The organism is Nocardiopsis lucentensis DSM 44048, from assembly GCF_000341125.1.
In the GTDB taxonomy this organism is placed as follows: domain Bacteria; phylum Actinomycetota; class Actinomycetes; order Streptosporangiales; family Streptosporangiaceae; genus Nocardiopsis; species Nocardiopsis lucentensis.
This window is the reverse complement of the sequence record NZ_ANBC01000879.1, coordinates 1-6,423: the sequence shown is the minus strand read 5'-3', so window position 1 is coordinate 6,423 and position 6,423 is coordinate 1. Positions and strand designations below refer to the sequence as shown.

Below are 6,423 nucleotides of genomic sequence, written 5' to 3'. Positions count from 1 at the left end.
CGGCGTGAGAGCACCCGGGCGAACGTTTCCGGCCACAGCACTAGGCGGCGACCCCCTCGGATGACCGTTCCAGGAGACAGGCCCTATCCGTGGTCCCCGGGGCGGCCCTGCCGCCCCCGCAGGGTGCGCAGCCACGCCCCGAACCGCCGGGGTCCACGCGGTTCGGGGGCGCGCTCCGGTTCGTGCTCCGGGCACGCGGTGTCCCCGGTGGCGGCGCCGTCGGCGAGCGGCGGGCGGGAGTCGGGGGACGGTCGCGGTGGCGGTGGGACCGACCGGTAGAGCGACAGGTCGGTGAGGGTCTCCTCTCCCGCGTGGATGCGGTAGCGCCCGTGGAGTTCGGCGACCACGTCGCCCAGGTCCTCCTCGTCCCGGCGGACCCGCAGGGCCCGGGCGAGCGCGCGGGTCCGCCAGAGCCGGACCCCCGCGTCACGGGTGGGCGAGGTCGCGGGGAACAGTTCGGTGACCCCGGCACGGGCGCGTTCGGCGCTGGCCAGCATGCGTGAGATCGCCACCTGACCCAGCCCCCAGGCGACGGGCACCCGCAGCAGGAAGGGCGAGGGGAACCCGGTACGGGGCACGGAGGTGGCGAAGGAGACACGGGGCTCGCGCAGATAGTTGGCCTGGACCAGGCGCAGATCCAGATGGGGGCCGCACAGGTGGGCGGCTTCGGAGCCCGCGCCCTCCCAGTCGGCGACCAGGGTCAGGCCCAGGTCGGTCTCCGCGCTGTCCAGGATGCGGTCGACGCAACCGCGCACCAGGTCGTAGGGGGCGCCGGAGACGTCGACGACGGCGTGTACGAGGGGGACGCGCCGGCGGTGGGCGGGCAGGGGTTCGCGGTAGGCGTGGGGGTGGGGCATGAGTTCGGCGAGCACCTCGGTGCGGAAGCGCTCGGAGGGCAGGCGGGTGCGCGCGGTGGTGGCGCGGCCGACGTGCCAGGCGGTGGCGGCTCTCTCCGGGACCATGACGGCGCCCGCCTGCCAGAGCCGGTAGCCGAACTCGGTGTCCTGTCCCAGGTCGAGGTCGGGGTCGACGCCTCCGGCGGCCTCGTACAGGCTGCGCCGCAGGCCCGCGGCGGCGCCGACGTAGGCGTGGAAGCCCAGGTGGTCGGCGTCTCGCAGGTCCGCGCTGTCACGCAGGATGTGTTCGACCCACTCGTGGTGGCGGCCGGTCTCCAGGGTGTCGTGCAGGGTCCGGGTGCGGGCGCGCGCGATCACGTCGGCGGGATCGGTCGGCCCCGTGTCGGCGAAGCGGACGCGGCCGAGGGTGACGGCCTCGGCGTGGGTGTGGTGCCAGCGGGCCTGCGCCTCGACGAACTCGGGGCAGACGACCATGTCGGCGTCCATCCAGACCAGGATGTCACCGGTGCTGGTGTGGGCTCCGAGGGCACGTGCGTAACCCGCGCCCCAGACGCCCTCGGGCGCGCGCACGAGACGGCAGTGCTGGGGGCGGACGGTGGGCAGCCGGAGGGGCGGCGCGGTGTGGATGTCGACGACCACGACCTCCAGGAGGCGGTCGGGGTAGGTCTGCACGGCCAGGGAGGCCAGTGTGAGGTCGAGTCGGCGCTGTCCGCCCCGTGCCGGAATGACGACGCTGACGCGCAGGTCGGGGGCCCACTCGCCGAGGGGCGGCGGCGTCAGCGCACTCCAGTCGTTGCGGAAGACGCGGGTACGCACCCGTTCCACACGGCCTCGGTGGGAGACCCCGTCGACATGAGACGCTACGTGCTTATTCGGTGACACAGAGTCACTATAGCCATGATTCCCCACCGCGGAACGCCGATCACCGATGTGTTACGAATCGGTCGTGTCCGCCGATCCCGGCGCGGGCACGCGCCGACCCCCTCGGGCGCGGCGCGCGGGGCTGGCGGGGCGTCAGCGCGCGGAACCGCCCGCGTCGGTCTTGAGCATCCTGATCCCGAGCCAGACCACACCGACGACCAGAGCGATCATCAGGCCCCACACCAGCACGCCGACCACGATGGAAAGCAGCCAGAAGAACACGAGCACAGCCGCCAGGCCCGCGCCGATCTTGAGTAGAAGACGTCCCATTCACGACAGAATACGCGGGCTCGTCGTGGGGCGGAACGGCTGAGGCGAACACACCGGTGCCCGGGGCGGCGAGCCGCCCCGGGCACCGGGTGTCGTTCAGGCGCCGACAGGGTTCTGCACGACGAGTCGAGCCGCGAGCGAGGAACGAGCGGCAGGCGAGGACGAGGAGGAAGAATCCCTGTCTTCCGGGCGCCCGAACACGGTCCGAAGCGCAGCGGAGGACCCGAAAACACCGCCTAGCCGACGCGTACCGCGACGGTGAACACACCGTCCCAGTAGTCGGCGAGGGCGACTTCCTCAAGCGGCTTGGACGGGTTGGAGCCGTGGATCATGTTCCCGTTGCCCGAGTAGATCCCCACGTGGCTGGGCGCCGACTCGTCGTAGAAGAACAGCAGGTCACCGGGCTGCACCTCATCGCGGGAGATCCGCGTGCCAGCGTTGACCTGGTCGTAGGTGGTCCGCGGCAGGTTGACTCCCGCCTGAGCCCACGCCGCCTGGACCAGGCCAGAGCAGTCGTAGGAGTCCGGACCGGTGGCGCCCCACTCGTAGGACTTGCCGATCTGGGCGCGGGCGAAGTCCAGAACCGCCTGCACATCGCCGGAGACGGCGACGGGCGCGGCCCCGGCGGCGTCCGCGCCAGCGGCCGGACCCGAGGTCGGGTCCACTCCGCCCAGGTCCGCCAGGACCTCGGCCTGCTCCTCGAGCGCGGCCTCGCCGTCGACCTGGGCGGCCTCGGCCTCCTCCAGGGCCTCGGCCGCGGCCGCCTCGGCCTCCTCCGCTTCCTCGTGCAGGTCCTCGGCGCGTTCGACCTCGGTGACGTAGTCGGCGAGGACGACCTGCTGGCCGGCGGACAGGTAGTCCAGGTCGGCGACGCTTTGGAGCGCGTCGTCCGGCGTGCCGTCGAAGAGCACTCCGAGGAGGCTGTGGGTCCCCCCTGTGTAGGCGGCCTGGGCGATGTGGACGACGTCGCCGGACATCTCCTCCAGGTCCTCCTGGGCCCGGGCCAGCCGTTCCTCGACGTCCTCCAGCTCGGCCTGGGCGGCCTCGTGGTCCTGTTCGGCCTGGTTGTAGGCCTCGTTCAGCTCCGAGAGCTCACGCTGGAGCTGCTCGTAACGGTCCTGGGCCTCCTCCTGGGAGGTATCGGCCAGGGCTGTGCCGGACGAGAGCAGCACGGCACCGGCGGCCGCGCATCCGACCGTCGCGAGTCGGTACCGTCCGCGCACACGGGGTTCCGGGTTGCGAGTCAAGGGATGACTGCCTTTCTCCCACACCCGTCTACCGCCGCCGGGCAGCACCGAGGGCACGCCCGGATCGGGCGTGTGGCTCTGCGTGGGCGAGGGATCCGGCGTCGGCACGAAGGGGCCGAGGGAGGTGGGCCGGGTGTTACTGCGGCGGCCTCTGCTCGTGGGAAAGAGGACTGCGAGCGAGCAGAGTGCAACGGAAACCGGACACTGTCCCCCTTGTGGGGATCACTCGGGCGTTCCGGCTTGATGGGAACACTAAACCATCATGAAAGGATTCGCTACCCGTTCGTTACCTTCCCTTGGGCAACCCACTTGACCTGCGCACATGCCCCCTCAGGCGGTCGGATCGCCGCCCATGCCGGGGACCTCGCGTCGCGGGCGCGGCGCGCGTTGACCTCCAACCCCGGATGGGCGCCGCCATCCCGAGTGACATGTCTCACACCGGCTCCGGGAAGGGGGCGGATCGTAGGACCCGCCCCCCTTGCCTGGTCAGAGGTGCCGCGACCACCAGTCGAGGATCGCCTCGAAGCGGGCGACCCGGTGGCTGGGCAGTCCGGAGCGCGACAGTTCGTGCCCCTCCCCCGGGAAGAGCAGCATCTCGGCCTCGTGTCCCCGGGTGCGCAGCGAGACGAACAGACGCTGGGCCTGCTCCACCGGACAGCGCCAGTCCTCCTCCGAGTGGATGATCAGGACGGGCAGGTCGATCTGGTCGGCGTAGGTGAGCGGGCTCTCCTTCGCCCACGTCTCCGGCGGACCGTACAGGGGGCCGGGGAAGAAGGAGCCGATGTCGGAGGAACCGTGGAAGCTCTCGATCGCGTTGACGGCGCGTTCGGTGATCGCGGCCTTGAACCGGTCACCGTGGTGCGCGGCGATCCAGGTCGTCATGAAGCCGCCGTGCGAGCCGCCCATGACGCCCACGCGCGCGGCGTCCAGGCGTTCGTCGCGCAGCGCCTCGTCGAGGAAGGCGAGCACGTCCGTGGCGGTGACCGAGCCGACGGAGCCGATGATCGCCCGGCCGTGCTCGTGCCCGTAACCGGACGAACCGCGCGGGTTGCACATGACCACCGCGTACCCGGCCTCGGCGTAGACCTGGGTCTCGTCGAAGAGCTGCCAGCCGTACTGCGCGAACGGACCGCCGTGGATCATGAGCACGACCGGATGCGGCCCCTCCCCCTCCGGTAGGGTCACCCAGCCGTGCACGGGATAGCCGTCGGAGGTGTGGGCGGTCAGCTCGGTCATCGGCCGGGGGTCCAGCCCCTCGGCGAAGGAGGTCAGGTCCTGCTCGCCGTCCTCGGCCACGCGCACCAGCTCGCCGCTGCCCGCGCCGTCGGCCACCACCGCGACGGTCACACCGCCCCGGCGGTCGAAGGACTGGGCCTGCACCGCGCCGCCGACCAGGGTGATCGGCTCACCGCCCTCGAAGGGCACCCGGACCAGGTGCACCGCGCCCCGGTTCTCGACCAGCGCCACCAGGCCCTCATCGGTCACCTGGAGTTTCCCGGTCGCGCGCGGCCCCTCTTCCGGGGTGAGCCGGGTGGGGGGCGCCGAACCGTCCGTCGGGGCCGACCACACACCCGTGGTCTGACCGACGAAGTCGTTCAGGTCCGGGCCGAGCACGTCGGCGAGGAAGTAGACCGTGGCTCCGTCAGCGGAGAAGCGGGGGGACGCGGCGCACAGGTCTCCCGAGGTGACGCGGCGGGGCGCGGCGCCCGCCTCGGGGGCGCACACCCACACGTCCTCGACCAGGTCGGTGTCGCGGGTGTCGTGCCGCGCGGCGGAGAAGACCAGCAGGGAGCCGTCCGGACTCCACGCGGGGGCGCCGTGCTCGGCGTCGGCGTCGGTGACCCGGACCGGCTCGCCCGGCTCGCCGGAGGGGTCGATCGGCGCGGTGACGAACACCTGGGAGCGGCGGTCGTTCGTGAAGCCCAGGCCGTCGTCGCGGTACTTGAGGCCGGTGATCCTGCGGGGCGGCTCCTTGCCGGGTTCGACGCCCGCGTACCGCCCGGGCTCGGGAACGCGCGCGGTGTAGGCCAGGCGGCCGGAGTCCGGGCTCCAGCGCGCGCCGGAGACGCCGAGCGGGTGGTCGGTCACCTTCCAGGGCTCGCCGCCGTCGGCGGGCAGTACGTGGAGTTGGGCCCTCTTGTCGTCGTCCAAGCGCAGGAAGGCGATCCACCTACCGTCGGGGGACCAGGTTGGCGCGTCGTCCCTCACACCGCGGGTGAGCTGGCGGGGCGGCACGGAACCGTCGGTGGGCACCGACCACAGGGCGCCGGTGTAGGCGTCCTCCTCCAGATCCGGCCGGATCACGGAGAAGACGGCGCGCGTGCCGTCCGGCGAGAGCGTGGGGGCGCTGATGCTGTGCAGGTGGACGATGTCGGAAGGTCGCATACGCCGGTTTCGGCCGTCCCGGCACGGGGGTGAGCCGGACGGCCCCTCCTTTTCCTTGGCGGCGGGTCCGTTGTCCGGGGGCACCGCGTGGCTGGCACGACGGAGGGGTGGTCGTATCCCGAGCGGGTGGGACGGGACCGCCATCCGGACGGGCCGATCCCCACCGGTCTGGGAGGAACCGACCCAGGGGGACCCTATCCGCGCCTCCCCCGGTAAATCCAGGACACAAGGTCCGCTGATCCGTGCGGACGCGCCATCGGAGTGAGACCGCCCACCACGCGCTGCGCGGTCACCGCGCGGCGTGGTCGCCGCACGGTGACCGTTTCCCCGCGGGCTCCGGTCACCCCGGGGTCTGCCGGGACCGGGCCAACGAACCGTGCACGCGGTCGGTCTCCAGGCGGGTGCACACCCACCGGCCGCCCGCGCGGTCGGCGCGGAAGGCGAACGCCCGTGCCCGTCGGTCACAGGCGATCACGGCGCTGACCTCCAGCGAGGCGGGCGGATGGGCCTGGTGGAAGACGCGCCCCAGCCTGGGTGCGACCCCGCACGGCACGCTGCCGCGCAACCGGCGCAGCTCCTCCCGGACCGGGGCGGCCAACTGGTCGCGCATCACCTCCGGGGCGCGGCGGCCCACCAGGACCTCCGCCATCCGCTGTGCCAGGTGGTACACGTCGCCCGGGGTGCGGTGGCCCTGGAGCGGGGCACCGCACCGTCCCGTGCGCGGTCGGCGGAACGGGGTCCTG

Annotated in this window: 5 protein-coding genes; all 5 read right to left on the bottom strand. The window is 72.6% G+C overall.

Translation table 11 applies throughout. The features are described from left to right. Positions 1-83: 83 nt before the first annotated feature. A complete protein-coding gene (locus D471_RS36990) occupies positions 84-1,682 on the bottom strand; it encodes a glycosyltransferase family 2 protein (RefSeq protein ID WP_017602066.1) in 1,599 nt (532 codons plus the stop codon). 189 nt (positions 1,683-1,871) lie between these two features. Next, positions 1,872-2,048, bottom strand: coding sequence for a hypothetical protein (locus D471_RS40555; protein ID WP_017602065.1), 177 nt, complete (start codon positions 2,046-2,048; stop codon positions 1,872-1,874). A gap of 236 nt (positions 2,049-2,284) precedes the next feature. Then, positions 2,285-3,295, bottom strand: a complete 1,011-nt coding sequence (locus D471_RS0130185) for a C40 family peptidase (protein ID WP_026128236.1) — start codon at positions 3,293-3,295, stop codon at positions 2,285-2,287. Between the two features lie 486 nt (positions 3,296-3,781). Next, positions 3,782-5,680: a S9 family peptidase gene (locus tag D471_RS0130180; RefSeq protein ID WP_017602063.1), complete on the bottom strand. Its 1,899-nt coding sequence runs from the start codon at positions 5,678-5,680 to the stop codon at positions 3,782-3,784. 340 nt (positions 5,681-6,020) lie between these two features. Continuing rightward, the coding region (locus tag D471_RS36985; protein WP_017602062.1) for an Rv3235 family protein at positions 6,021-6,423 on the bottom strand (403 nt) is incomplete at its 5' end.